Source organism: Sorangium sp. So ce204 (assembly GCF_051526795.1).
GTDB lineage: Bacteria > Myxococcota_A > Polyangia > Polyangiales > Polyangiaceae > Sorangium > Sorangium cellulosum_B.
Genome location: NZ_CP150317.1, coordinates 2,478,713 through 2,502,212, shown reverse-complemented (window position 1 = coordinate 2,502,212; position 23,500 = coordinate 2,478,713). Strand labels below are relative to the sequence as shown.

At 71.5% G+C, this 23,500-nt stretch carries 21 protein-coding genes; 6 read left to right on the top strand and 15 right to left on the bottom strand.

Features of this window, described 5'->3' with window-relative positions; all coding sequences use genetic code 11:
• Positions 1–31: 31 nt before the first annotated feature.
• From WMF22_RS09470 to WMF22_RS09455, 4 genes are all read right to left on the bottom strand, one after another.
• Positions 32–1,441, bottom strand: coding sequence for an adenylate/guanylate cyclase domain-containing protein (locus WMF22_RS09470; RefSeq protein ID WP_437298774.1), 1,410 nt, complete (start codon positions 1,439–1,441; stop codon positions 32–34).
• On the bottom strand, positions 1,438–3,447 hold the full coding sequence (locus tag WMF22_RS09465) for a hypothetical protein (protein ID WP_438035519.1): 2,010 nt from the start codon (positions 3,445–3,447) through the stop codon (positions 1,438–1,440). The genes WMF22_RS09470 and WMF22_RS09465 overlap by 4 nt, the downstream gene beginning before the upstream one ends.
• Positions 3,444–3,665: a Franean1_4349 family RiPP gene (locus tag WMF22_RS09460; RefSeq protein ID WP_012234358.1), complete on the bottom strand. Its 222-nt coding sequence runs from the start codon at positions 3,663–3,665 to the stop codon at positions 3,444–3,446. Before WMF22_RS09460 ends, WMF22_RS09465 begins: the two co-directional genes overlap by 4 nt.
• A gap of 121 nt (positions 3,666–3,786) precedes the next feature.
• On the bottom strand, positions 3,787–4,866 hold the full coding sequence (locus WMF22_RS09455) for a geranylgeranyl pyrophosphate synthase (protein WP_438035518.1): 1,080 nt from the start codon (positions 4,864–4,866) through the stop codon (positions 3,787–3,789).
• Positions 4,867–4,998: 132 nt separating this feature from the next.
• Between WMF22_RS09455 and WMF22_RS09450 the strand changes: the two genes are divergently transcribed.
• Complete coding sequence (locus tag WMF22_RS09450) at positions 4,999–7,002, top strand: C1 family peptidase (protein ID WP_438035517.1); 2,004 nt, start codon at positions 4,999–5,001, stop codon at positions 7,000–7,002.
• 11 nt (positions 7,003–7,013) lie between these two features.
• Here WMF22_RS09450 and WMF22_RS09445 read toward each other — a convergent pair whose 3' ends face one another.
• The 6 genes from WMF22_RS09445 to WMF22_RS09420 all read right to left on the bottom strand — a co-directional run bounded on the left by WMF22_RS09445 (position 7,014) and on the right by WMF22_RS09420 (position 13,296).
• Entirely contained in the window at positions 7,014–7,811 is a 798-nt protein-coding gene (locus tag WMF22_RS09445) for a TetR/AcrR family transcriptional regulator (RefSeq protein WP_437298770.1), read from the bottom strand.
• A 155-nt stretch (positions 7,812–7,966) separates the two neighbouring features.
• The gene (locus WMF22_RS09440) at positions 7,967–8,251 is read right to left on the bottom strand and encodes a hypothetical protein (RefSeq protein WP_437298769.1); all 285 of its coding nucleotides are present in this window, start codon (positions 8,249–8,251) and stop codon (positions 7,967–7,969) included.
• Positions 8,252–8,448: 197 nt separating this feature from the next.
• Positions 8,449–8,895 carry an NUDIX hydrolase gene (locus WMF22_RS09435; RefSeq protein ID WP_437298768.1) on the bottom strand — a complete coding sequence of 149 codons (447 nt, stop codon included), beginning with the start codon at positions 8,893–8,895 and terminating at the stop codon, positions 8,449–8,451.
• Positions 8,892–10,538, bottom strand: coding sequence for a transglutaminase-like domain-containing protein (locus WMF22_RS09430; RefSeq protein ID WP_438035516.1), 1,647 nt, complete (start codon positions 10,536–10,538; stop codon positions 8,892–8,894). Before WMF22_RS09430 ends, WMF22_RS09435 begins: the two co-directional genes overlap by 4 nt.
• 139 nt (positions 10,539–10,677) lie before the next feature.
• A complete protein-coding gene (gene pcnB, locus WMF22_RS09425; RefSeq protein WP_438035515.1) occupies positions 10,678–11,982 on the bottom strand; it encodes a polynucleotide adenylyltransferase PcnB in 1,305 nt (434 codons plus the stop codon).
• 351 nt (positions 11,983–12,333) lie between these two features.
• Positions 12,334–13,296 carry a serine/threonine-protein kinase gene (locus WMF22_RS09420; protein WP_437298766.1) on the bottom strand — a complete coding sequence of 321 codons (963 nt, stop codon included), beginning with the start codon at positions 13,294–13,296 and terminating at the stop codon, positions 12,334–12,336.
• A gap of 442 nt (positions 13,297–13,738) precedes the next feature.
• Between WMF22_RS09420 and WMF22_RS09415 the strand changes: the two genes are divergently transcribed.
• Entirely contained in the window at positions 13,739–14,773 is a 1,035-nt protein-coding gene (locus WMF22_RS09415; protein WP_438035514.1) for a site-2 protease family protein, read from the top strand.
• Positions 14,774–14,785: 12 nt separating this feature from the next.
• Here the strand turns inward: WMF22_RS09415 and coaD are convergent, their stop codons facing one another.
• Genes coaD through WMF22_RS09400 form a run of 3 tightly spaced genes read right to left on the bottom strand, consistent with a single transcriptional unit; the run spans position 14,786 to position 17,698 of the window.
• Entirely contained in the window at positions 14,786–15,283 is a 498-nt protein-coding gene (coaD, locus tag WMF22_RS09410; RefSeq protein ID WP_012234349.1) for a pantetheine-phosphate adenylyltransferase, read from the bottom strand.
• A 5-nt stretch (positions 15,284–15,288) separates the two neighbouring features.
• Positions 15,289–16,794, bottom strand: a complete 1,506-nt coding sequence (locus tag WMF22_RS09405) for a tetratricopeptide repeat protein (RefSeq protein ID WP_437298764.1) — start codon at positions 16,792–16,794, stop codon at positions 15,289–15,291.
• A gap of 7 nt (positions 16,795–16,801) precedes the next feature.
• On the bottom strand, positions 16,802–17,698 hold the full coding sequence (locus WMF22_RS09400) for a 3'-5' exonuclease (RefSeq protein ID WP_437298763.1): 897 nt from the start codon (positions 17,696–17,698) through the stop codon (positions 16,802–16,804).
• 285 nt (positions 17,699–17,983) lie between these two features.
• Between WMF22_RS09400 and WMF22_RS09395 the strand changes: the two genes are divergently transcribed.
• Positions 17,984–18,685 carry an HNH endonuclease gene (locus WMF22_RS09395; RefSeq protein ID WP_437298762.1) on the top strand — a complete coding sequence of 234 codons (702 nt, stop codon included), beginning with the start codon at positions 17,984–17,986 and terminating at the stop codon, positions 18,683–18,685.
• Positions 18,686–18,743: 58 nt separating this feature from the next.
• Here the strand turns inward: WMF22_RS09395 and WMF22_RS09390 are convergent, their stop codons facing one another.
• Entirely contained in the window at positions 18,744–19,214 is a 471-nt protein-coding gene (locus tag WMF22_RS09390; protein WP_437298761.1) for a hypothetical protein, read from the bottom strand.
• A 95-nt stretch (positions 19,215–19,309) separates the two neighbouring features.
• On the opposite strand from WMF22_RS09390, the gene WMF22_RS09385 reads away from it, so the two are divergent.
• Positions 19,310–19,972: an AgmX/PglI C-terminal domain-containing protein gene (locus WMF22_RS09385; protein ID WP_438035513.1), complete on the top strand. Its 663-nt coding sequence runs from the start codon at positions 19,310–19,312 to the stop codon at positions 19,970–19,972.
• Between the two features lie 28 nt (positions 19,973–20,000).
• Positions 20,001–21,611, top strand: a complete 1,611-nt coding sequence (locus WMF22_RS09380) for a hypothetical protein (RefSeq protein WP_437298759.1) — start codon at positions 20,001–20,003, stop codon at positions 21,609–21,611.
• 194 nt (positions 21,612–21,805) lie between these two features.
• On the opposite strand, the gene WMF22_RS09375 is transcribed toward WMF22_RS09380, so the two are convergent.
• Entirely contained in the window at positions 21,806–22,183 is a 378-nt protein-coding gene (locus WMF22_RS09375) for a hypothetical protein (RefSeq protein ID WP_012234342.1), read from the bottom strand.
• A 491-nt stretch (positions 22,184–22,674) separates the two neighbouring features.
• Here WMF22_RS09375 and WMF22_RS09370 point away from each other — a divergent pair, with 491 nt between their 5' ends.
• Complete coding sequence (locus tag WMF22_RS09370) at positions 22,675–23,499, top strand: OmpA family protein (RefSeq protein ID WP_437298758.1); 825 nt, start codon at positions 22,675–22,677, stop codon at positions 23,497–23,499.
• Position 23,500 lies beyond the last annotated feature (1 nt).

Sequence of the window (23,500 nt, the reverse complement as noted above, 5' to 3'; positions counted from 1 at the left end):
CCTGATCGCGCAGCGCGCCGCGAGCCTCCGGCTACTCCTTGCCGCGCAGGGCGGCCGGCGCCCGCGGCGGCATCGATTCCATGGGACGGGCCCTCGAGAGGAGCTCTCTCCGGAGCTCGCTCAGGCGCGCCGGAGACAGCTCCATGTGGTCCACGATGTAGGGGTGGACCTGGCGGCTCTTGCCCCGGATGCTCAGCGCGCCGGTCGGCTGCGCCGGGACGCAGTCGTCGAGGGTCGCGTACGTCGTCTGGCAGATGATGATCTTGGAGCCGAGCTCCTTGTTGAACTGCTCGAGGCGCGCGGCCGTGTTTACTGTATCTCCGATGCAGGTGTATTCCATGCGCTGGAGCGAGCCGATGTTGCCGGAGATGACGGTGCCGGTCGCGATGCCGACGCCCATCTGGATCTCGCCGCAGCCGAGGAGCTTCCGCTGGTTCATGCGCTCGAGCGCCTGCACCATCTCGATCGCCGCGATGACGGCGCGCTTCGGCGCATCCTCGACGGAGAGCGGCGCGCCGAACACCGCCATCAGCCCGTCGCCGATGTACTTGTCGAGGGTGCCCCCGTAGCGGAACACGATCTCGACCATCTCCGTGAAGTACTCGTTCAGGAACGAGACCACGGCCTCCGGCTCGACCGACTCGGTGAGCGGGGTGAAGTTGCGGATGTCCGTGAACATCACCGAGACGTGCCGCCGCGTGCCTCCCAGCTTGAGCCGCCTCGGATCGGACAGGACGAAGTCGACGAGATCCTTCGACAGGTACCGGCCGAGCTCCTGCTTCTCGCGCTCGAGCCGGAGGCGGGCCATGGACTCCACCTCGGCCCGCACGACCAGGTTGCGCGACATCCGCGCGATGATGCCGGCGACGACGCCGGGGAGCGCGATGAAGAGGATCTGCTGGCACTGATCCGCGATGTTGATGGCGTTCTGTCCGTAGACGGACACCGGGCTGATCGGGACCGCGCCGGAGCCGACCGTGACGGCGAGCACGATCGAGTTGAAGAGGGCCGACAGCCCCGCCGAGTACAGGCACGCCGCGAGGCTGTAGCGGAAGCCCGACATCAGGTTCCAGAGCACGTAGACGGTCGCGAGGTAGCTCGTGAAGTACTCGATGATCCCGGAGTGATTCCTCGCGTTCCCCAGGGCCGTGAGCGTCAGGAGCGCGAGGTCGACGAAGATGCTCACGTACTTGAGCCAGCCCGCGTAGACGCCGGGGCGCAGCCGGAAGAACGCGTAGAGCACGAGCGAGTAAGCGAGGTACCCGCCGGTCAGGATCGCGAAGATCTGGTTGGCGGCCGGCGTGTTGATCGTCCACACGTGCACGAGCGTGGCGGCGCTGAGCAGCGCGAACGCGAGCCGGATGTGGTTCACGATCTGCTCGCCGCGCATCTCCTGCGCCTCCATGATCCGCACGATCTCGGGCGACTTCTCGATGCTCATGTGCGACGCCCCCCTGCGCGCTGCAGCCGGGACCGCGCCGCGGCGAGCCCGCGCGCGCAGAGCGCGGTCGTCAGCGCTCTGCCCTGGTGGTGGCCCTCGCGACCGCGCTTCATGGGCACCCGGTAGAGCGGCTCCGCTGGCCAGGAGCCGTCCACGAGCTGGCGCTCGCCGAGGTAGCGCATCCCTCGCTCGAGGAGCAGCGGATCGGGCCGCTCCCTCATCGCGGCCCCCTCGAGGCACGCGGCCGTGCGGAGCGGCGCCCCGGAGCCGCCGTCGAGCCGCGGCGACTGGAGCATCCGCGACAGCGTCGCGGCCTCGACCGCCGCGACCTCGTCGGCCCACCGCGCGTCCCCCGCCCTCCCCCGGTAGAGCCGCGCGAAGCGGAGGAACGCGAGGTCCGTGTACGAGGCATCGTAGAAGCAAGCGCCCTCGAAGCCGCTCCCCGAGGCGACGTCGAGCACGCGCCGCGCGTTCGCGTCGATGAGCCGCGCGAACCGCTCCGCGTCGAACGAGAGCAGGCCCACGAGCAAGTTCAGCCGGACGGTCGTGCAGTCGTCGCCGGCCCACGCCACGCCCGGCGTGGTCGGCCCCGCGGGCCCGCGGTAGAACCAGGTCGGAACGACGCTGTCGTCACCCACGTTGGCCAGCATGACCTCGATCCACGACTCCGCCCGCTCCTTCGCCGCGCCCGTCTCGGCGACCAGCTCGAGCGCGACGCCGAGGAGGTCGGCGTCCGGCGGGACGTCACGGAACGCGGTGAAGTAACGGAGCTCCCCCGCCGGGATCTCCTCGAGCAACGCCGCGGCGTCGGCGCGGACGTCGCGCCCGACCTCCCCGATCTCGATCAGCGCCCTCAGGATCGTCGCCCGGACGAACCAGTGCCCGACCGGCTGCTCGCTCGACCCGAGCACGCCGAAGCGCTGCACTTCCCAGGACTCGCGCCACGGCGCGGCGTCCAGGAGGAACGCGACCGCCGCCTGCAGATCCGCGCGCGCCTCGTCGGGCGGCGCCGGCTCGCCCTGCGCGCGCGGCGGCCCGAGCGCCGCGCCGGGGCCGAGGAGATCGCGGAAAGACATCAGCCCCTCGAAGAAGCGGAGGCGCTCGCCGAGCGCCTCGAGGAATTCACGCTGCGCCTCGGCGAGGCCGCGCGCGCTCGGGCTCGTCCGAGGAGAGGCGGCCACGACCTCACGGGCGGACGCGAGCGTCTCCTGCATGCGCGCGGCGAGCGCGGCGCGGTACGGGCGGGTCGCGAGCAGGCCGTGGATCTCGCCGCGGCGCACGCGGGACGCGCGCTCGCCCGAGAGCGCGCGGAGCAGCGGCGGAGCGAGCCCCGCGCCGCGCAGCCAGAGCGCGAAGAGCGGCGTGAGCGTCGGCGCTGCGAGGTCAGGCGCGATCGGATCGATCCAGAGGCGCACGAGCCCGTCCAGCAGCCAGATCGGCTCGGCCACGGTCTCTCCGAAGCGACGGGAAGGCGCGAGATCGTCGCCTGCGACGAGCGCGGGCGCCGTCCAGAGGGCCACGGCCTCGCGCGCGCCGGCGGCGGCGGGCGCCGCCAGGACGCCGGAGCCGTCGATCTCGATCACCGGGTTCTCGCGCCACGAAGCCTCCGCCAGGTCGGCCAGGCCCAGGAGCCACCCGTGCGCGCGCGCGTCGTCCGCGTGCCGCGCGAGGAGACGCGCGGCGATCGCGCCCCGCGCGAGCGCGTCAGGAGCGCCTTCGATGCCCCCGGCGGCCACCGCGGCGACCGCCACGGCGGCGTCCGCGGCTGCGTCGCGCGCGGACACCCGCCCGCAGAGCCGCAGCGCCCAGCTGGCCCACGGGACGCTGTACCCCGGCGGTGTGCCCACGCTGCGCTCGAGCGCGAGCGCTCCCCACGCCGATCCACCGCGCTGAAGCGCCCCCTCGGATGACAGGTGCGCCGACCAGGCGTGCTCGCACACAGCCCGGTCACCCGGGTCGAGCCATGGCCAGGCGGCGGTCACCCCTCCAGCAGGGGACAGCGTCACATACCGACTCCGCCCTCACGCGCCGCGGCCGAGATGGCCGCATCGACCGCTTCGGGCGTCGAGGTCGCGGCGTCCCGGATGCGCTGGAGCGTCTCCGCGCCGACGTCGTACCCCTCTGCCTCGATGGTGCGCTCGGGATCGGCAAGGAGCTGCTGGCGGAAGCTCGAATCCACGACGGCGCGACCGATGAGCTCTGCCTCTGATTTCTTCGACGTCACGACTCCTCGCTTTCTCGCTCGGGAGGCTAGGAGACCTCCAAACGGCGAGCAAGTACAAGCAGGCGCGTCCGCGCGTGCTCGCGTCCTCGCGGGGTGAAGCGTCCGCGCACGACACACCGGTTCACCGCGGCGCGACGACGGGCTCGCCGGCGAGCGCGCTGAAGAACGCGAGGAATACCCGCCGCTGGATCGCGACCATGTACTGCTCGCGCTCCCTGCAGAACCGCGCAGCCTCCGGTAGCCCGAGGGCCCCCGCGGCGATCTCGGCGCGAGCCAGCTCACAACGCGCCTCCTCCAGGATGGCGTCGAAGCCGCCGCGCGCGAACAGCCGCGCGCGCAGGGCCGCCGCGCTGCGCATCTCCTGAGCGCGACAAGGCCCGCTGTCGGAGACGTCGGCCCCGCTCGGCGACGCCGCATCCGCCTCGGCGAGCGCCCAGAGCCGGGAGAGCACATACGTTGTGTTGCCGAACGCACGATCCTTCTCCGCGTGCAGCAGGTCCGCGAACAGCTGATGCGCTGCAACAAGGGCGGAAACGAACTCCTCGAGGGCGGCCATGTGCTCGGCCTGCGACACCGCGAACAGGGCCGCCGCGGCCGGGAGCACGAGCGGGCGCGAGCGGGCGAGCACCCGCCGGAACGCGGCGCCGTCCCGCGGGCCTGCGCCGCGGTGGAGCCGCCGCTCGAGGAGCATCGCCTCGCCATACCCGAGCCAGACCTCCTCGAAGAGGCCCCAGAAAGCGCTCCCGCCGGGCAGCGAACGGGCGAGCAACGCCTGATGGCGAGCGAACAACGCCCCGGACAGGAGCACCGTCGCTCCAGGCTCACCGACCCCTTCGTCCAGCAGGTCATCCTCGATCCGGACGTGCAGGTACCCGACCGCTGCCGCCTCGGCGAGGTCGGCGGCGAGCGGCGGAAGCGCCGGCGATCCAGCGTCCAGCGCGAGCGCCGGCCCGCCGGGACGCATCGCGACCCAGAGCGGCAGCTCGAGCACCGGGAGCGCCGTCGGGTGCGAGAAGTAGCCCTCGCCCGGCTCCCCCTCGAACAGCCTGAGGCGCGCGGCGAGCTCATCGAACAGCGCGCCGAGCTCGCGCCCCAGCCGAGCCCGGAACGACGCGAGCCGCCGCAGCACCTCGGCCTCGAGCGCCGCCTCGATGGCGCCTTGCGCGCTTTCGCCTCCCCCTGCGCGGCTGTCCTGGCTCATCCCACCTCCGGACGGCGCTGGCGGCGCCGGCCCGGGCGACGCTAGCACGAGCCGCCCGAGGGGGCGGGCCCCGCCGACTTTGCCCCGCGCGCCGCCCGTGCGACACTCAGCGACTTCACGAGATCAGAGACCATGATCAATTCCGAGCGTTTCGCTGGGCGTCACGGGGACATCACGACCGACGCGCGCGCTGACGTCCTCGATTTTCGCGACACCCTCTATCGCCCCACGATGGTGGAAGTGCCTCCGATCATGCCCCCGGAGCGCTTCGTGGAGTACGGCGTGCCCGTGCTCGACCAGGGCAAGAACAACGGCTGCACCGGCTTCACGGTCGCCACCGTGGCGCACTACCTGCTGCGCAGGCGCCGGGTCTCGCCGGACCGCAGCCTCGTCAGCCAGAACATGGTGTACACGATGGCGCGCCGCTACGACGAGTACCCCGGCGAGGACGACGCGAGGGGATCCAGCCTGAGGGGCGCCATGAAGGGCTGGCACAAACACGGTATCTGCTCCTATGAGCACTGGCCGTGGGACGCGAACGATCTCCACGGCACGCTCACGCCGGAGCGCGCAGTGGACGGGATGCTCCGGCCGCTCGGCCTGTATCAACGGGTGAACCACAGGGACCTCCCGGCGATGCACAGCGCCCTCGCGGAGGTCGGGATCATCGCGGCCTCGGCGCTGATCCCGTTCAACGGCTGGTATTATGGGACCCAGAGGAACGGCATCATCCCGACGGTCGACAAGACGAACCCCTTCATCGCCCCCTGGGGAGGTCACGCGTTCGCGATCATCGGGTATGACGCGGAGGGCTTCTGGCTCCAGAACTCGTGGGGTGTCGGCTGGGGCAAGGGCGGCTTCGGTCGACTCTGTTACGACGACTGGCTTCAATACGGCTTCGACGCGTGGGTCGGGCGGCTCGGCGTCCCGATCCGCCTGAACCAGGCGCGCTCGCTCCGCCCGCTCACGTCCACGAGCCGGACGTTCGCCAGCCTGCGGCCGCACCTCATCAGCGTCGACATGCACGGCCAGCTCCAGCAGCGCGGCGCCTACGGCACGTCGTCGGAGGACGTCCGTATCATCATGGAAGAGGATTTCCTGAGCGCGACCGCGACATGGAAGCGCCGCCGGCTCGTCCTGATCGCGGGCGGCGGGCTGCGCCGGCAGATCGACGCGATCAACCGGATGTCGCGCCTCCGGCCGAAGCTGCTCGGGCACGAGATCTACCCCATCGAGCTCCTCTGGGAGACCGACCATTACCCGCGCCTCCTCGAGATCCTCCATCGCGCCACGGAGGGGCGCCGCCACGACGGCTACGATCCCAGGGCGTTCGGGTTCATGATCGATCGGCGCGACGACGCCCTCGAGCCGCTCGTCCGCCGCATGGGCGGCAAGGCCGAGTGGGACCGCATGAAGCTGGCAGCGGGTGACGCGACGATGGACGCCGACCACGGCGGCCTCCGCGAGATGATCGGCCGCCTCGCGTCGCTGATGGACGGCGATCCGAAGATCGAGCTCCACCTGGTCGCCCATTCGAGCGGCACGTTCCTGCTCGCGCCGCTCGTCCAGCTGATCACCTCGGAGAAGGGCAAGAAGATCGAGGGCGGCCCGATGCGAGGTCAGCTCGGGCTCGGGCTCCCCATCGAGTCGCTCTCCCTGCTCGCGCCGGCGAGCGCCATCGACGCGTTCCGCGACACGTACATGCCGCCCATCAAGAGCGGCATGGTGCGCCGGTTCGCCCTGTTCACGCTCACGGACGAAGCGGAGCTCCAGGACCACTGCGAGGTGTACGGCAGGTCGCTCCTCTACCTGGTGTCGAACGCCCTCGAGCGGCGCCCGCGGGTGCCCGGCACGAGCGGCGTCTCGCTGCTCGGCATGGAGGCGGGGCTCCTCGATCCGGAGAACGCCGACGTCCTTTCGCTGCTCACGGAGACCAAGGACGACCGGCCCGTCGTGTTTCCGAGGGCGGAGTGGATCAAGGGGCCCAACACGAGGCCCCCTCCCCACGGCTCCGAGGCGCGGCGGCATGAGGACTTCGAGAACGACATGACCACGTGGAAGTCCGTCATCGCCCGCATCCTCAACCAGCCGTTCGCCGATCACCTGCCGCCCATGTCGGCGCGGGATCCGTGGTGAACGCGCGCCCCTCACCCCTCCGGGCGGCGCCGCTCCGCTGAGCTCAACCCGCCGAGCGCCGGGGCGCCGAGCCGCCCGGGCGCGAGCGGCGGCGCGCTCGCGCCGCTCAGGAGGAGCGCGAACGACGCCCGGATCTCCTCGCCGAAGTTGATCCGGAAGAGGCCCATATCGGGGCGGCTGCGGATATCGCGGATCACGTCGCTGGGATCGCAGACCTGGCGCATCCCGATGAGCAGGGCGTACATCCGGATGAGGGTCGGGCCGCCGTGGCCGGGAGCGAGCGACGGCAGGCACCGCTCGAGCAGCACCCCGGTGCGCTCGACGTGACCCAGGAGAGAGAGCTTGAAGCGGAGCGCGGCCTCGTAGCTGACGTTCTGCTCGAGCACGCTGTGGAGGATGCCGAGCAAGCGCGTCATCGCGTCGCGCGCGGCGAGGGTCGTCGACAGGATCGAGGCGACGCTCGCCGACGCGTCCTCGGCAGGCGCCCCGGGCGCGGCGCGGCGGGCCCGCGAGGGCCGAGGGCGCGCCGCGCTCGCGTCACCGCGGGAGGCGCAGAAATGCGTCAGATGGATATCCACATCGTGGAACCACTTCGCGAGCTCTTGATCGACGACCGCGAGAAAGAGCTCCTCTTTCGTGGTGAAGTAGAGGTAGAGCGTGCCCTTGGCGAGCCTGGTGCGCTCGGCGACCTGAGCCATGGTGACCTCGGGATAGGGGGTCTCCTGGAACAGCTGCCAGGCTGCGTCGATGATGAACCGCCGCCGCTCCTCCTTCTGCTCCTCCTTCCTCGCTCTCCGCGTCGGGCCCATAGACTTCTCGGTCTACGATGTCTCCAGAAGCGCCGCAATCCAGACTCAGCGGTCACCACACAGCGAGAATTCGAGCCGACGGGCGCGACCAGCGCTCGCCGCGATCGCTCAGCAGAGCAGCGAAACGCATGTTGCAGCCGCAGTAACCGCGTTCATCACATTTCGCCGGACACGGTCACACCGAACCCGTGCAGACCAAGGAACATCGGGGTGACGCCCGAGCGCGCCACCCACGAGACGGTCCTTGAGAGGGCGCGCGCGACCCGCGCCGGGAGCCAGCCCGAGGCCTCGGGTACGCCGGGAGGCACGGCGGCGCGCGAGACGCGCGCGACGCGCGGCGCGGGCAGCGCGAACAGGCCAGCCCCATCGTTGCAAGGCAGCGCGAAGCAGAGAGGAGAAGAGACCAGGGTCGCCACCACGACGACCACCAATCCCCTCATGATCGCCGGACCAGCGCTCACCCCTGCCCCCACATCCAACCTAGCGCTGCCACCGGCGATTGTCGTGAGCGTCAGGGCAGCAAAATAACGTTGCCGCTGTCCAACTATGGACGTTCGACATGGAGAGTCGCCCTTTCTGCGACATCTCACCTCTGCCACGGCCGCGCCAAGTCGGGCGCTCCCTGGATCGCGCCGTTTCAGCCGACGGCCGCCATCGCCAGGGCTTTATGGATCACGCGGAGCGCGACCTCGGTGAGGCCGTAGGCCGGCAGCTCGGGGACGGGTACGAGGGCCACCTCGGAGGCGTCGTCGCCTGGAGAGAGGGCGCCTCCGATCGACTCGCACAGATAATCGAGGATCACATAATGATAGGGAGTCGCCACGATCTCCACGACCTCCACGAGGGGACCGACGCGGACGTCGAGGCCCGTCTCTTCGCGGATCTCGCGGGCGACGGCGTCCGCGAGCCGCTCTCCGGGCTCCACGCGCCCACCCGGAAGCGACCAGGAGCCCTCGAGCGGAGGACGAGCGCGCTTGACGACGAGCACGCGCGGCGCGTCAGGCGCATCCGGCCGGCGATCGATGACGACGGCGCCCACCGCGACGCGCGGGGGCGAGAGGGCGCATGCCGGCGCGTCGCTCACGGGGCGGCGGCTTCCGTGCGGCCGGCCTTGCAGCGGACGTCGCCCGGCGTCGCGACCGCGAGGTCGTACTCGCCCAGCGCGAAATCGCCGGGGATCACGACGGCCCCGTCGTACCGGCCGCGGTCGTCGGTCGACAGCGAGCCGACCGTCACGCCCTGCGGCGCCGCGGTCCCCGTCAGGACCACGTCGACGCGGACGTGCCCGCACGGCGCCCCGGCGCTGCTGACCTGTCCCTGGAGGTGGAGGGGAAAGCCGCGGCGGATGTCCTTGTCCAGCGCGGTCACGACGACGTCGGTGCTCTCCGCCGCGCGCCCGGCCGCATCGGTCGTGGGCGTGGGCGCGGGGGGCGGCGGCGCGGCGGCGCCGCTGCTCCCGGCCCCTGGGCCAGCGGGCCCCGGCTGCGCCTGCTCGGCGCGCGTGCGATCGGCGAGATCCTGGCCCGAGTCGCGCTGCTCCGGCCAGCTGTAGGGATCCGGCGGCGGCACATGCGGCGGGCGGCTCGGATCGACCTCCTGGTCCATGTTGAGGGCGGCCCCCCCGAGGTCGATGCGGTGCCAGAGCGAGCCGTCGAAGACCTCCACCCAGGCGTGCGCCTCGTTGACGACCATCCGCGCGGGGATCCCGATGTGCAGGGCCGTGACGAGGAACGCGAAGGCGCGGTGCCGGCAGACGCCTTTTCGCGAGAGCGCGAGATCCAGGTAGATGTCGCCGTTCCCCTTGGGCGGGTCGTCCGACGGGGCGAACGACCGGAAGTACTCGACCATCTTCTGAACGACGTCGCGCGGCCGCATCGCGGGCGAGATGCCGATCGCCTGGGCGACCTGCCTGAACGCCGCCTCGTGGGAGGCCTCCTGCGGCCCGCGGAAGGGCTCGAGCTTGCTCCAGCCGACGTCGGCGAACTCGCTGCCGAAGGTCGCGCGGGCGATGGCGAGCTGCACGATGAGCCGGACGCGCGCGCTCTTCGTGCCGCGCACGAACCAGTTGTCGGCGCCGTCACGCAGGACGACGACCGGGGTATCGGGGTTCACGTGCATCCGCACGAGCCGCGTGTCCGGCCCGACCGTCGGGATCCGGACCGGCTCGTTGGGCACGAGATCGACCGCGATGTCCCCGTAGAACGCCTCGTCGCCCGCCGAGACGGCGCTGTCCGCCTTGACGGTCTTCAGGTTCCTATCTCGGACGACGAGCGAGTAGTCCGCCCTCACGGCGTCGTACGCTTGCAGCCGCTTGAACGGCGCGGTCGCGGGGGAGAACGGATCGTCGTAGCGCTCGACGTTCGGGCGGCGGGTGTCTCGATCCGGCTCGTAGGACGCGTCGGGGCCGGCGTCGGATCCGACGTTGCTGTAGACCTGCTGCTGGTTCGACGGCGGGCGCTGCGGGTCGGGCGCCGTGGCCAGGCCGCTCGGCGTCTGGATCGCCGCGGGGAGCCCGCCGTCGAGCGTCGTCGTGGCGAGCGACACGTCCTCCGCGGGATCCGGCGCGATGAACTCGTGCAGGAGCGACGCCTGCGCATCGGCGAGCCGCGACACGGCGCAAGCGAGCGCGAACACGAGCAGGCTGCGCGCCGAGCCGCCGGACCGGCGCCTGGACACGGGGACAGCCGGTGGAGCAGCAGGGCGCAGGCGCGCGACCGGAGAGGACATCAGGGGCCTCTTATGAAACCAGAAACCCCGGTGATGTTCCACGGCGGCTGGTCGGTTGCCGCCAGCTACCTGCCCGGCGGCCACCTTCGATCGCGCCGGCGGCGCCGGCGTCGCCCACGTCGCCCACGTCGCTCACCGGTCAGCGCCGGAACTGCGCGGCGTCGGCGTGCTGGCGCCGCGGGTGCGGGGCGGAGCGCAGGCGGTCGATCGCTTCGGTCGACTCTCCGCGCGCGGTGAGCTCGGCGGCGAGCACGTCGAGGGCGGGCTGGAAGATGTCCGTCCGCGCGAAGCGGCCAGCGCGCCCCCCCGCGAGCCTCGGCAGGACGGCGACGATGCGCCGCATGCCGTCGGCGTAGCGCCGGGAGATGGCCAGCCGGTCGATGAGAGGCTCGAGGAAATCGGCGACCGCCGCCGCGCGGTCGCGGACGCCGTCGCAGGCCTCCTTCATCGGCTCGAGGAGCAAGAGCGTCCAGAGGACCGTGTCGTCGAGCGGGCGATCCGCCGCGGTGCGCCGGTCGACGTAGTCGAGCACGCGCCAGAGGCGCTGGCCGGGGCCGTCATCGCCGCGATCGTCGTAGAGCAGCGCCGAGACCTCCGGCAGGAGGACGTCGAGCACCCCTGTCTCCCACGCGAGGTAGATCGTCCGGCGCGCCTGGCCGCCGCGCAGCAGGCGCAGGATCTCCTCCGAGAGGCGCGGGCGCGCCGCGAGCGCGAGCGCGTCCCGGCAGTAGACGACCGCATCGTAGACGTCGGGGGTGATCGCGAAGCCCAGGCGACCAGCGAACTTGAGCGCGCGCAGGATGCGGATCGGATCCTCGCGGAAGCGCGTCTCCGGATCGCCGATCGTGTGGACCACCTGGCGGCGCACGTCCTCCATGCCGCCGACCCAGTCGAGGATCTGCCGCGCCTCCACGTCGTAGAAGAGCGCGTTGATCCGGAAGTCGCGGCGGAGCGCGTCCTCGTGCGCGACGCCGAACGCGTTGTCGCTGCGGATGAGCAGCTCGCTCCCGTCGTCGGAGTCCTCCTTCGGGTTGCGGCGGAAGGTCGCCACCTCGATGACCTTGCCGCCCTGGAAGAGGACGTGCACCAGGCGAAACCGCCGGCCGATGATGCGCGAGTTGCGGAACAGCTCGCGGACCTCCTCCGGCCGCGCGCTGGTGGCGACGTCGAAGTCCTTCGGGCGCCGATCCAGCAGCAGATCCCGCACACAACCGCCTACCAGGTAGGCTTGAAAGCCGTGGCGTACCAGGCGTCGCACGACTTTCTGGACGTCCGGATCGATCCGCGCCTCGTCGAAGACGACCTGGTAGCGCCGCGGGGTGGGGATGTCTTCGTCGACCAGCTCGACGCGAAACGGATCTTCGTCGAGGGCGCCTGTGTCCGTCGGCATGAGCTCGCCCTCGGGCCCAGCGCGCGGCCCGGAGGCGCTGCGGCTCTCGTACATCGGGAGTTCGGCGTCGTGAAACGCCGCTGTGCCGTTATCAGGTGATGGGGTCGCGCGACCCATAGTCAGCAACCGAAAAAGCGCCAGGCAAAGCCTGGAGGGAGTGGAGGACGACTGGCGCGCGATTCTGGGATTCCAGGACTCGCTGGAGAACCGACCCGCGCAGATGAGGCCCGCGCCCGCGGACCTCCGAACCACGCCGGCTCGCTCGCCGCGGCCAGCGTCGGCCTGACGAGCGGATCCGGCTGTCGCCCGGAACAAGAGATGGTAACGGCCGTCTAGCAGGGCTTCGCCGTGAGAGCAAAGCCGAGGCGCAGGGGGGCCGACGGAAGCTTCCGGAGCGAGCGGGCTTCACGGTTTGGTGCCCCAGTGCCCGACGCCGGGGGGCGGCGGCGCGCCGGCGTCGGGCGGAGCGGCGGACGACGTCCCGGCGCGGGCCTCGGGCGTCGCGAGCAGCGCCTGCCGCAGCTCCGCCGTCGAGGCGAACCGGCCGCGGGGGTCCTTCACGAGCGCCTTGCGCACGACGGCGTCGAGCTCGCGCGAGATGAGCAGCCCCGGGTGTACCCGGTGAAGCGGCGGCGGCGGCTCGCGCCCGTGCTTCTCTGCGATGGCTGGGTACGGGCCCTGAAAGGGGACACGGCCCGCGAGCATCTCGTAGAGCACGATGCCCAGGGAATAGACGTCGGCGGCGGGCGCCGCCGGCGCGCCCTGCGCCTGCTCGGGCGCCATGTACTCCGGCGTCCCCACGACCCGGGGGAGCAGCGCGCCTTCGGCGCCCTGGCCCAGGATGCACGCGAAGCCGAAGTCGAGCAGCTTGACGATCTCGCGCCCGTCGGCCGCGTGCACGAGGAACACGTTCTCCGGCTTCACGTCGCGGTGGATCACCCCGGCGCGGTGGGCGGCGTCGAGGCCCGAGGCGAGGTCGGCGGCGATCCGGACCGCGCGAGACGGGACGAGCGCTCGGGTGAACGTCAGCGTGTCGGCGAGATCGAGCCCGACGAGCAGCTCCATCGCGAAGCACGGCGCGTCGCCGGCGCGCTCGAGCGCATCGACGCAGAGGACGTTGGGATGACGGACGCGCGACGCCGCGCCGGCCTCTCGCTCGAATCGCGCGACGAGCAGCGGATCGTCGCGGAGCTCTGCCCGGAGGACCTTGACCGCGACGCGCGACGTCGCGGCCTCACGCGGCCTGCCGACGCGATCCGCGAGGTAGACGTGCCCGACCCCGCCGCTGCCGAGCAGCTGCACGACGCGGTACTTGTCGCAGAGGAGCTTGCCCACGAGCGCTTCAGCGGCGACGCGAGCGGGAGGCATGGGATCGATCGTAGCGCAGTCGCGCCTGCCGAAGGGCACGGAGGGCACACGGACGCGACAGCGGCGCAGAAGAGAGCGCTGGCCAGCCTGCGCGCAGCCAGGAGAGGTTCGCGCCCGCACCATCGGGAGGCCGCGTCGCGCGCCCCGCTGCAGCGCAGCGCTCCGGCCGCGACCGTTCCCACCGGCCGGGCCGACGCCACAGGAGGACCGTGGCGCCGCGAGATGACGCGCAAAGTCATCGGTGTGCGCGCAGACCTAGTCGAGCCTGCAGCAGGCGTGGTCGAGGGTCCCGCGGCCAGACGAGCACACCGCCACCGCAGGGCCGCGCGCCGCCCAGCAGCGCCGCGTGCGCTCCCAGGGCGCGGCCGAACTGCCCGCCCTGAGCGCAGGCGCGCGTGGATCGCTTGAGCGGCGGCGAGGAGGCGGCCACGCTAGGCGCCGCATGACCGACGACCGTCGATCCTCCACCCCGAGCACGCTCGATCTCGACGCCGAGCTGGCGCCCGCGGCGACGAGCTCCGCAGAGCCGAGCGCAGCAGCCGCTTCGCACCCGCCCCCGCTGCGATGGCAGAAGAACCTCGCGCTCTTCTGCCTGACGGTCGTCTCGGTGTTCGTCGCCGGCACCCTCTGGACCCCGATCACGCCGGACGACGACAGCGCGCTCTCGTTCGTGAAGGCGCTGCCGCAGACGTGGCCGTTCGCGGTGCCGTTCCTGTCGATCCTGCTGGCGCACGAGTTCGGGCACTACTTCGCGGCGCGCGCGCACGGGGTCGAGGCGTCGCTCCCCTACTTCATCCCGCTCCCGGTGGTGAGCCCGCTCGGCACGATGGGCGCGGTGATCTCGATGAAGGGCAGGATCAAATCGCGGAACGCGCTGCTCGACATCGGCGCCTCCGGCCCGCTGGCCGGCCTCGCGGTGGCGCTCCCGGTCCTCTTCGTGGGCCTCATGCACTCGGATGTGCACGCGAGCTCCGGACCTGCGCTGCAGGAGGGGCGCAGCCTCCTGTATCTCCTGCTGAGGCGGCTCGCGGTCGGCTCGATCCCCGAGACCGATGACGTCTTCCTCGGCCCCACGGCGATGGCGGGGTGGGCCGGGCTGCTCATCACGGCGTTCAACCTCTTTCCCGTCGGCCAGCTCGACGGAGGGCACGTCGCCTACGCGTTGTTCGGCAAGGAGCAGGACCGCTACAGCCGCGCCGCGCACTGGCTGATGCTCGCGCTCTTCGTCGGCAACGTCGCCTATTTCACGCGGCACTTCATCGCCGAGGGGCTGTCCGACGCGCTCCTCTCCGCGGTCGCGAACGGGATGCCGTGGCTCACGTGGTTCGGCTTGGTCCACCTGATGTTGCGCGTCGGCGGGCGGGAGCACCCTCCCACGGAGGCCGGCGAGCTGTCGCCGGCGCGCAAGGTGATCGCCGTGGTGACGCTGCTCCTGTTCGTGCTGCTGCTGATGCCGACCCCGTTCGGCACCTACTGAGCGCTCGGGCGCTCAGGGTTTCGCGGCGCCGAACTTCGCCCGGAGCGCGTCGCAGACGGCGGCGGGCGCGTAGTGGCTGACGTCGCCGCCGTGGCTCGCGATCTCGCGCACGAGCGACGCGGAGACGAAGCCGTAGTGGGTGCGCGTCGGCAGGAAGACGGTATCGACGCCGGGGAGCATGTCCGCGTTCGCGTGGGCGATCTGCAGCTCGTACTCGAAGTCGGTCGCCGCGCGCAGGCCGCGGACGATCACCCGCGCGCCGACGCGCTGGCAGTACTGGATGAGGAGCCCCTCGAACGAGTCGATCCGCGCGTTCGTCACCTCGCTCGTGGTCTGGCGCAGCAGCTCGAGCCGCTCCGAGTACGTGAACAGCGGGTGCTTCGTCGGATGCCGGCCGACGGCGATGATCACCTCACCGAACAGCTTCGACGCCCGCTGGATCAGATCGAGGTGACCGAACGTGATCGGATCGAAGCTCCCCGCGTAAACCGCCAACAGATCCTTGGACATGACGCTCACTGGTCCGGCGTCCGCTTGGGAGCGCCCGCGGGCGGCGCCGGCTTCGGAGCGGCCGCAGGCGGAGTCGACCTCGGAGCGGCCGCGGGGGGTGCCGTCGGGGGGGTCAGCGGCGCCTGGAGCGCGGGCCCCTGGGGCGCAGGTGAGCCGGGCGCGCCTGCTGGACCGGCGCCCTCTGCTGGCGGCGCGGCGGGAGCCTGCCCTTCGTTGACGGGTGCCGGCGCGCCGCCCCGGAGCACCTTGTTCACGGCGGTGTCGTCCTCGATCCACATGAGCCGACCGCCGTCGCCGAAGGTGACACGGAAGTAGGCGAGCAGCCCCGCCCCGATCACGCCGTCCAGATCGAGCTGGAGCTGCTTCTCGAGCGCCTGGAGCGGCGCCCCGTACACGCCCGGGACCTTGGGGATCTCCAGCGCACCCAGCCGCAGCATCGGCACGACGCCCTGCTTCAGCTTCTGCTCCGGATCCTGCTCGACCCGCTTCAACCCATCGGCCTCGAAGCCGGCCTTCTTCCAGCCTTCCTTGTCGAGCGCGATCGGGAACGTCATCGACGTGTCGATGAGCAGCGGCCCCTGCACCGACTTGTCGGGGCCGAGGCTGCTCCGCAGCACCATGCCGCCGCCCTTGATGAAGGCGACGTCGACGCGCGTCGCGTCGGGCGGCGCCGGCGGGGAGAAGCTGCGCACGACGAACTGCCAGCCGCTGTAGTCGATGGTCGCGTTGAGGCGGCGGAGCAGGTTCACCCCGAGCAGCGCCTTGACCGGCGCGCCGATCTGCTTCGAGACGCCCGACAGGTCCTGCGTGAGGGCGGGCACGTCGTTGATCTCGAGCTTCTTGCCGAAGCGGAGGGACACCCAGCTCGGCTCCTTGCGCGTGCTGCTGTCGAGGACCACCTCGCCCGTGCCGGTCGACACCATCGCGAGCGCCGACTCGCCGTCGATCTCGAGCGGGACGACGAAGAACGGGGCCGCGGGGCTGACGTGCTGCATCTCGATCGCCGCGAGGAGCGCGCCCGAGACAGTGAACGGCGCGCGCCCCGCGCCGCGCCGCGCCAGCTTGGCGATCGACTTCGCCCACTCGTCGACGACATCGGGATCGTCGAGCATCGCCTCGAGCTCGTCGGCGGCGGCGTCGAGATCGCCCTTGTACCAGAGCGCACGCCCGCGGAGCCCTGCAGCCTCGGAGCCGGCGACGCCCTTGAGGAGGCGCAGCGCCTCGGCGTAATCGAGCCGGGCCAGCGCGATGCGCCCCGCGAGCAGCCGGGCCTCCGTGTCGGTCGGGACGATCGTCAGCGCCCTCGAGACCGCATCGCGCGCGTTCTCGACGTCGGCGGACTGGAACTCCTGTCGAGCGCGGGCGAGCCATTTCTCGGCCGCCGGCGGGCGGGCGGACTCCGGGCCGATCATGCTCGAGCACGAGGCGAGGAAGGTCGCGGTCAGGAGGCCGCCGAGGCGGACGGCGAGGGAGCTTCTCGTCGGCGAGGTTCGGTTCGAGTGGATTCGCACGTGGATCTCAGGCCCTTTGCGGCACGCCGTCCGGCCCGAGCTCTCCCGGCGAAATCGGCTCGATCGCCAGGATGCGATCGGCCCGTAGCTCGCGACGGCTGCGCGACGGGAGCAGATAGCCGAGAACCCGGGGTGGGTCGAGGTCCGTTCGCACCCCCGTTACGCACACGACGAGCTCCTCCGGCCCTCGGCGCGCCGGACGGTACCTCACGCGCACGGTGGCGGCATGCTCGGCCGCGCGCACCGCCGCTGCCACCAGCGCCGGGCGGGCGTGGCGCTCGCCGATCCGGACGTGCCACAGGTCGCGCGGCGTCCGCGGCGCGAGGACCTCCACGATCTTGCGGAACACGGCGCGCAGGGCGTGGACGTCGTCTTCGGCGCGGTGAGCGCGCTCGCGGTGCACGCCGAGCTCCCTGCAGAGGGAGGCGAGGCTGTGGCTCGGCAGGGCGAAGGCCCGGCGGGAGAGGACGAGCGTGTCGAGGTAGTGCGGGAGGCGCCTCGCCCTGCCCGCCCGCGCGAGCTCGGCCTCGAGGAACGCCACGTCCCACGCGGCCGCGTGCGCGACGAGCACCGCGCCCTCCGTGACCTTGTCGATGCGATCGCAGAGCTCGGCGAACGTGGGCGCGCCCGCGAGCTCCCGCGGATCGATGCCGTGCACGTGCGCGTTGCCGAACACGCCCGGCTCGGGCCGCACGAGCGACGTGATCGCGTCCTCGCGCGCATCCCCCCGCGTCCGCTCGGCGCAGACCTCGATCACGCGATCGCTCTCGGGGCGGAGGCCCGTCATCTCGAGATCGAGGAACACGAGCGGCGCGCTCTCGATCGGATCATCCCATGGCGAGCCGGCAGGGGGCTCCGCGCCGGTCGCCCGCTCGGGCCCCACCCCTTCGCGCTGCTCCGTCATCCGACCTGCTTCCCCACCACGGCGGCTCGACCCAGGAGACGACCGTCCCTCGACATGGACGCGTCTTAGCGAATACGGCGCCCGATCGAAAGCGATCCGCGCGGAGCGTCGAGCGCGGCGCGCCCGGCCCGTGACGTCCGGGCTCCGGCGCGCAGCCCGAGCTTCGACAGGGCGGGCGCGGGGGGGTTCGAGGCGATGCCCTGACGGCTCAGGGCGCGGCGTCGCGCCCGATCCGCCGCGCGGCAATGGCAGAGATCCAGCAGAAACGCCGCCGTGCAGCGCCGGATGTTCACCGGAGCTTTCGTTGCTACACTGCCCAGCGTGCCGGACGGGGTAGCTACAGTCCCGGGGGGCTCTCCTCACGAGGAGCTCGATCTCGGCGACGGTTTTTCAGGGTTCCGCTGCGAGCGTAGGACCGAGCCGCTCGATCTCCCGGTCCTCGTGGTGAACCGCTTCTTCCAACCTGTGCAGATCACGACCGCGCGTCGCGCTTTCCTGCTGCTCTTCGGCGGGGCCGCCCTCGCGGTCGACGAGGTCGGCGATCTCCACGATTTCTCGGCGTGGCGGACTTTGCCGGTGCGCGAGAAGGACGATGGCCTCCCCGTGGTCGGCGGCTCGCTCCGCGTGCCGCGCGTCCTCCACCTCCGCCGGTACGACCGCATGCGGCGCCCGACGATCCGGCTGACGCGGAAGAACGTGATGCTCCGCGACACGCACCAGTGCCAATACTGTGCGCGCCGCCCGCCCGTCCGCGATCTCAACATCGACCACGTGCTCCCCCGGTCGCGCGGCGGCGAGGACACCTGGGAGAACCTCGTGACCGCGTGCCGCACGTGCAACCTCCGCAAGGGCTGGCGCACGCCGGACGAGGCCAGCATGCGGCTCATCCGCCAGCCTCTGCCGCCGCGGTGGTCGGCGACGATGCAGATCCTGATCGGCTTGCCGCATTCGTTCGACGAGTGGAGCCCCTTCCTCAGGGCCGGCTGACGCGCCCCCCCGTGGCTCTCTCCTCGGCGCCGAAGGCAGGCGCCGACGAGCCGATCGTTCACTGCGCCACGATCACGCGCCCTTGCTGGTCGCAGTAGGCGATCGCTCTCCACCCCTGCTCTGTGCAGAGGAAGAAGTCGATGCAGCCGGTCCAGCACGCGGTATCCGCGCAGGTCTCCGCGGCGTCCGCCGGGCAGTCCGGCTGCTGCAGGGCGGGCGAGCAGCCCGCGGCCTCGCCGCTGCGATCGAGCGTCACGACCTCGCACGCGCCGGGGTCGCCGCCCGCGCCCGCATCCCCATCCCCGGCAGGCTCACCCGCGGAATCGCAGAACGCGGCCTCCGTCCAGGCCCCCTCGAGGCAGTCGTAGAGCGCACGGCACGCGGCATCGTCGCAGGTGCCCCCCCGGCCGACCGGACACCCTCCCTGGGGGATCTGGCCGCACAGCTGCGGCTCCGCGACGGGATCGCAGCCTGCGGGCGCAAGGACGGCGACGGCGGCGGCCACGGTGAAGCACAGCGGGATCTTCAAGACGGCCGTCGAGGAGACCCCGGATTGCCGGCGCGAGGGGAGAAAAACGCAAGGCGCCTCGCCTCCGCTCAGCCGAACCGTTTAGTATGCGCGCCATGCGTCCCTGCGCCACCGCCAGCGCCGTGTTCACCGGAGTCCTCCTCGCCGCGGCCCTGTTCGCGGCCTGCTCGAGCGGCGCCGCGCCGCCGCCTTCGCCGCCTGACAGCGCGCCGCCGCCTTCGCCGCCGCCTGCCTCGCAGCCGACGTCCCCTGGCGCCGCGGACCCTGGCGCCACGGCCGCTGGCGCGGCGGACCCGGGCGCCGCCGCGCCCGCGCAGCAGGACCGGCCCGCGAGCCGCAAGAAGGCCGCCGAGACCGTCGAGGACTGCAAGGTCATCGCCTCCGAGATCACGAACGATCCGCCGGACGGCGGGGTCGTGATGAACAACGCGACGACCTCCGCCGACGCCGGATCGAGCGATCGCCTGCAGCCGCTCGTCGACGCGATCAAGGCGAGGCGCGACGCCTTCCGCTGCTGCTTCGATCTCTACGCCCGCAAGCACCCGGGCGCGCAGGGCAGGGTCACGTGGCAGCTCAAGCTGAAGCCCGACGGGACGTTCGAGGAGGCGAGCATCGTGCGCGACAAGAGCGACGTGACCGCGCCGCAGGTCGAGACCTGCATGGAGGAGCTCGCGAAGTCGATCACCTGGGCGCGCTCGCCGAGCGGCAAGGAGACCGTGCTGACCTACCCCTTCGACTTCAAGCGACGCAACTACTAGCAGCGCGCCGCCTGCGAGGAGCACGTCAGTGTCGAGCGACGCTTCGGGGATCCTGCGCGGCTCGGGCCACCCCGGCCGCAACGCCTACGCCGAGCTGCTCCGCGACACGCGCGGCCTGAGGCGGGAGCAGCAGCAAGCGCGCGAGGCGTGGTTCGCGCGCCTCGCGGCCGACAAGAAGGACGAGACGCTCTTCGAGCTCGAGATCCTCCTGAAGGGCGTCGCCTGCTTCGCGAACCCGCGGAACCACCCGGGCGCCGCGCGGCGCCAGACGATCGTCAGCCACGACTTCCGCGAGCACCTCCAGCACGCCCGCGACGGCATGGCGCGCGTCGTCCAGCTGACGCGCACCATGCTCGGCGATCGCGATCGCGCCTTCGTCTTCCAGCGCTACCTGGAGACGGTGCTCCCGGAGGACACGGCGCGCACCCGCCTCCTCCACGCGACGATGGCGCAGGAGTCGCCGGAGTCGAGCCTGTTCGTGCTCCGGCACGGCTTCACGAACCTCATCGAGGTTGCGGGCGGGCTGCTCCGGCTGCCGAGGGTCAGCTTCAGGCTCTTCTACGCCCACCTCGCGACGGCGATGCGCGAGATCGCCCAGAGCACGTTCTTCAACCCGCTCCACGCGCTCGAGTTTCGCCCGGAGTTCGATCGCATCCCGTCGACGCAGGTGCTCGAGCTCATCCACCGCGTGCCCGGCGAGCAGGCGCACCGGCTCGTGGCGCTCACGTTCCTCGCGCTGTTCAGGATGCTCAGGTACCTCCGCCTGCTCGACGCCATCGCGCTCGATCACTCGGATCACCGCGTGGCGGGGCGCGGGTACCTCGTGCTCGCGGTCCTGCGCAGCGACGCCCGCGCGCTCTCGAACTACCTCCGGCGCCGGGCGGGCGCGCTGCTCGCGGACAGCTTCGAGCGCGATCTGCTGCGCGTGCCCGCGAGCGACATCGTCGCGCGCCACGACGAGCTCGCCGCCGAGGGGCACCGCCTCCTCTCCACGAAGGCCGCGCTGAGCGGGCTCGCCGCGAACCTGCGGCTCGAGATGCGCCGCGCCTTCGAGCACGACCTCCCGCCCGCGGACGCGCTGGTGAGCGAGTCCGAGTACCGGGTCCGCCTCCGCGCCGTCTCGCACGGCCTCCGCCCCGCGCTGCAGAACGCGATCCTGTTCCTCGGCAGGTCGCTCGGCGCGAAGCTCGAGGAGGGCCGCGTCTTCGACGATCAGGCCGCGCGGCGCGCGACGAGCGATCGCCTCCGGCGCGACGTGTGGATGTTCGCCCAGATCTCGCGCGCGTTCGCGAGCAAGGCGCGCCACACCGGCCCGGCGCCCGACCGATGGACCGGCATCGCGAGCTTCGCGTTCGTGCGCGAGTTTCTCTCGTATTTCCGGGCGATGGGCTACCCGCTGCTCCGGGTGGGCGACTACCCCCACGTCGACGCGTTCGTCTCCGCGATGACGGCGCTCGAGGAGAGCGACCTCCTCGATCCGCAGCGGCTCGACGCCGCCATCCGCGAGTGCGAGGCGTTCTTCGAGTTCCTGATGAAGCTGTTCGAGCAGATCTCGAAGCGCGAGGACCTCGCCGGCGTCCCGTTCGATCGCAAGGGCGCCGCGCGCGCTCTCCGGCTCTACCTCGGCGAGCGCACCTGAGCGCCCCTCGCGCGGGCCGCGCCGCCGCGGGGACATCGTCCACCCGCGCGCGCCTCCGGCCTGGACCCGCGCGTCCGGATCCTCGGCGTCCTCACCCCCCGATGGTCTTGTAAGACGGATTATCTGGTCGCAACCGGCGGGTCGGGTCGCCGCGCCTCGTTCTGTTGGAAGACCCGAGGCGCTCCCGTGTCGCCTTATTCCGACTCGTCGGACGGGCCGGTGCTCGCAGGAGCAGGAGCCGGCGTGCTCTTGCGCGCGCCGCGGGTGCTCGCGCCCTTGGCCGGCGCGCGCTTGGCGGCGGCGCGTCCTCGAGGAGCGGCCGCCTTCTTCGGCGCAGCCGCCCGCTTGCCGGCGGCCTTCGCCTTGCGCTTCGGAGCGGCCTTCTTCGCGGCCGGCTTCTTGGCGGCGGCGCGCTTCGGGGTCTTCTTGGCGGCGGCGCGCTTCGGGGCGGCCTTCTTCGCTGCCTTCCGCGCCGGCTTCTTCGCGACCTTCCCGGCCTTCGCGGCGGCCGGCTTCTTGGCCGACTTCGTCACCTTCTTCGCAGGCTTCTTCGCGGTCTTCTTAGCAGCCATTGGAAATCCTCCTGCATTCGCCCCGGCACGGCACGGCGGACATCGCCAAACGTCCTCTCCGCTACAGTTTCCCTACCGAGGCAACAGATGTTGCACGACGTATATTGCCACGCATGGTGATGGTCAAGGAAAATCTTGCAGGCCCTAAACCGATGTATCCCGTGTGTTCCAGGCAAACTGGTCCGCAAGCGTTGCGAGGGTAAACGTCGGAGCAGGCCATGGTGAAGCAACCAGACCGAACCGTACGATTGATTTTTGTTGACAGTTGACGGGATGTCTGTCTTGGCCCTTCGCGCTCCTTCCTGGCGATCGCGCGCCTGCACGGCGCGGCAAACGGCGCCGGTGCGCTCATGGTCGCACGGAGCTCCAGCGTTGCGCAGGCTCTAGAGAGCCTTGTGCGGCGCCATTCGCCTCGCTACGGTCGCGCCGCCTGCGCGGCGCCCCTCATGGCCGAGCGCCGCGCTGCTCTAGGCTGCTCTAGGAGGAAAGGTATGTTGGTTCGTCGCTCGACGTCGTGGTTGTTGCTTGGCGCAACGCTCCTTGCGGGCTCGGGGGCGCTCGGGTGCGGCTACTCGGAGGAGGAGATGCAGGCGAAGATCCGCGAGATCGAGGGCCTGAAGACCCAGCTGAGCGCCGAGCAGGCGCAGAACAAGAAGGCCAAGAGCGAGCTCGACGAGGCGGCGGCCCGCATCGAGCAGCTCAAGTCCCAGCTCAAGGCGGCGGGCGTGGATATCTCCAACCTGAACGCGAACCTCGAGCAGCAGGCGCGCGCGCTCGAGGACTTCCGCCGCCGTGCCCAGCAGCTCGAGGACATCAAGAAGCGCTTCGAGGTCCTGCGGGACAAGCTCCAGGCCCTCACCAAGCTCGGGCTCAGCGTGACCGTCCGCAACAACCGGATGGTCATCCAGCTGCCCGGCGACGTCCTCTTCGACTCGGGACGGGAGACGCTCAAGAAGGAGGGGCAGGAGATCCTGCTCAAGGTGGCCGAGGTCATCCGCAACGACTCCGGGCTGTCGGCGCGCTCCTTCCAGGTCGCCGGGCACACGGACAACGCGCCGCTCGCCGGCGGCCGCTTCAAGGACAACTGGGGGCTCAGCGTGATGCGCGCCCGCGAGGTGCTGGCGTTCCTGCTCCAGCCCGAGGACAAGGCCGGCGGCGGCCTCAAGCCCGAGCGGTGGAGCGCCTCCGGCTACGGCGACACCGACCCGGTGAAGCCCAACGACACCCCGGAGAACAAGCAGGCCAACCGGCGCTGCGAGCTGGTGGTGCTGCCGAACGTCGAGGAGATGCTCGACCTGAAGACGCTCACCCAGTAAG

What these genes read in the sequence shown, in the direction of transcription:
- WMF22_RS09470 (WP_437298774.1), bottom strand. Translation starts at nt 1,441, where the DNA reads ATGAGCATCGAGAAGTCGCCCGAGATCGTGCGGATCATGGAGGCGCAG.
- WMF22_RS09455 (WP_438035518.1), bottom strand. Translation starts at nt 4,866, where the DNA reads ATGAGCCAGGACAGCCGCGCAGGGGGAGGCGAAAGCGCGCAAGGCGCC.
- WMF22_RS09450 (WP_438035517.1), top strand. Translation starts at nt 4,999, where the DNA reads ATGATCAATTCCGAGCGTTTCGCTGGGCGTCACGGGGACATCACGACC.
- WMF22_RS09445 (WP_437298770.1), bottom strand. Translation starts at nt 7,811, where the DNA reads ATGGGCCCGACGCGGAGAGCGAGGAAGGAGGAGCAGAAGGAGGAGCGG.
- WMF22_RS09440 (WP_437298769.1), bottom strand. Translation starts at nt 8,251, where the DNA reads ATGAGGGGATTGGTGGTCGTCGTGGTGGCGACCCTGGTCTCTTCTCCT.
- WMF22_RS09430 (WP_438035516.1), bottom strand. Translation starts at nt 10,538, where the DNA reads ATGTCCTCTCCGGTCGCGCGCCTGCGCCCTGCTGCTCCACCGGCTGTC.
- pcnB (WP_438035515.1), bottom strand. Translation starts at nt 11,982, where the DNA reads ATGTACGAGAGCCGCAGCGCCTCCGGGCCGCGCGCTGGGCCCGAGGGC.
- WMF22_RS09420 (WP_437298766.1), bottom strand. Translation starts at nt 13,296, where the DNA reads ATGCCTCCCGCTCGCGTCGCCGCTGAAGCGCTCGTGGGCAAGCTCCTC.
- WMF22_RS09415 (WP_438035514.1), top strand. Translation starts at nt 13,739, where the DNA reads ATGACCGACGACCGTCGATCCTCCACCCCGAGCACGCTCGATCTCGAC.
- coaD (WP_012234349.1), bottom strand. Translation starts at nt 15,283, where the DNA reads ATGTCCAAGGATCTGTTGGCGGTTTACGCGGGGAGCTTCGATCCGATC.
- WMF22_RS09400 (WP_437298763.1), bottom strand. Translation starts at nt 17,698, where the DNA reads ATGACGGAGCAGCGCGAAGGGGTGGGGCCCGAGCGGGCGACCGGCGCG.
- WMF22_RS09395 (WP_437298762.1), top strand. Translation starts at nt 17,984, where the DNA reads ATGTTCACCGGAGCTTTCGTTGCTACACTGCCCAGCGTGCCGGACGGG.
- WMF22_RS09385 (WP_438035513.1), top strand. Translation starts at nt 19,310, where the DNA reads ATGCGTCCCTGCGCCACCGCCAGCGCCGTGTTCACCGGAGTCCTCCTC.
- WMF22_RS09375 (WP_012234342.1), bottom strand. Translation starts at nt 22,183, where the DNA reads ATGGCTGCTAAGAAGACCGCGAAGAAGCCTGCGAAGAAGGTGACGAAG.
- WMF22_RS09370 (WP_437298758.1), top strand. Translation starts at nt 22,675, where the DNA reads ATGTTGGTTCGTCGCTCGACGTCGTGGTTGTTGCTTGGCGCAACGCTC.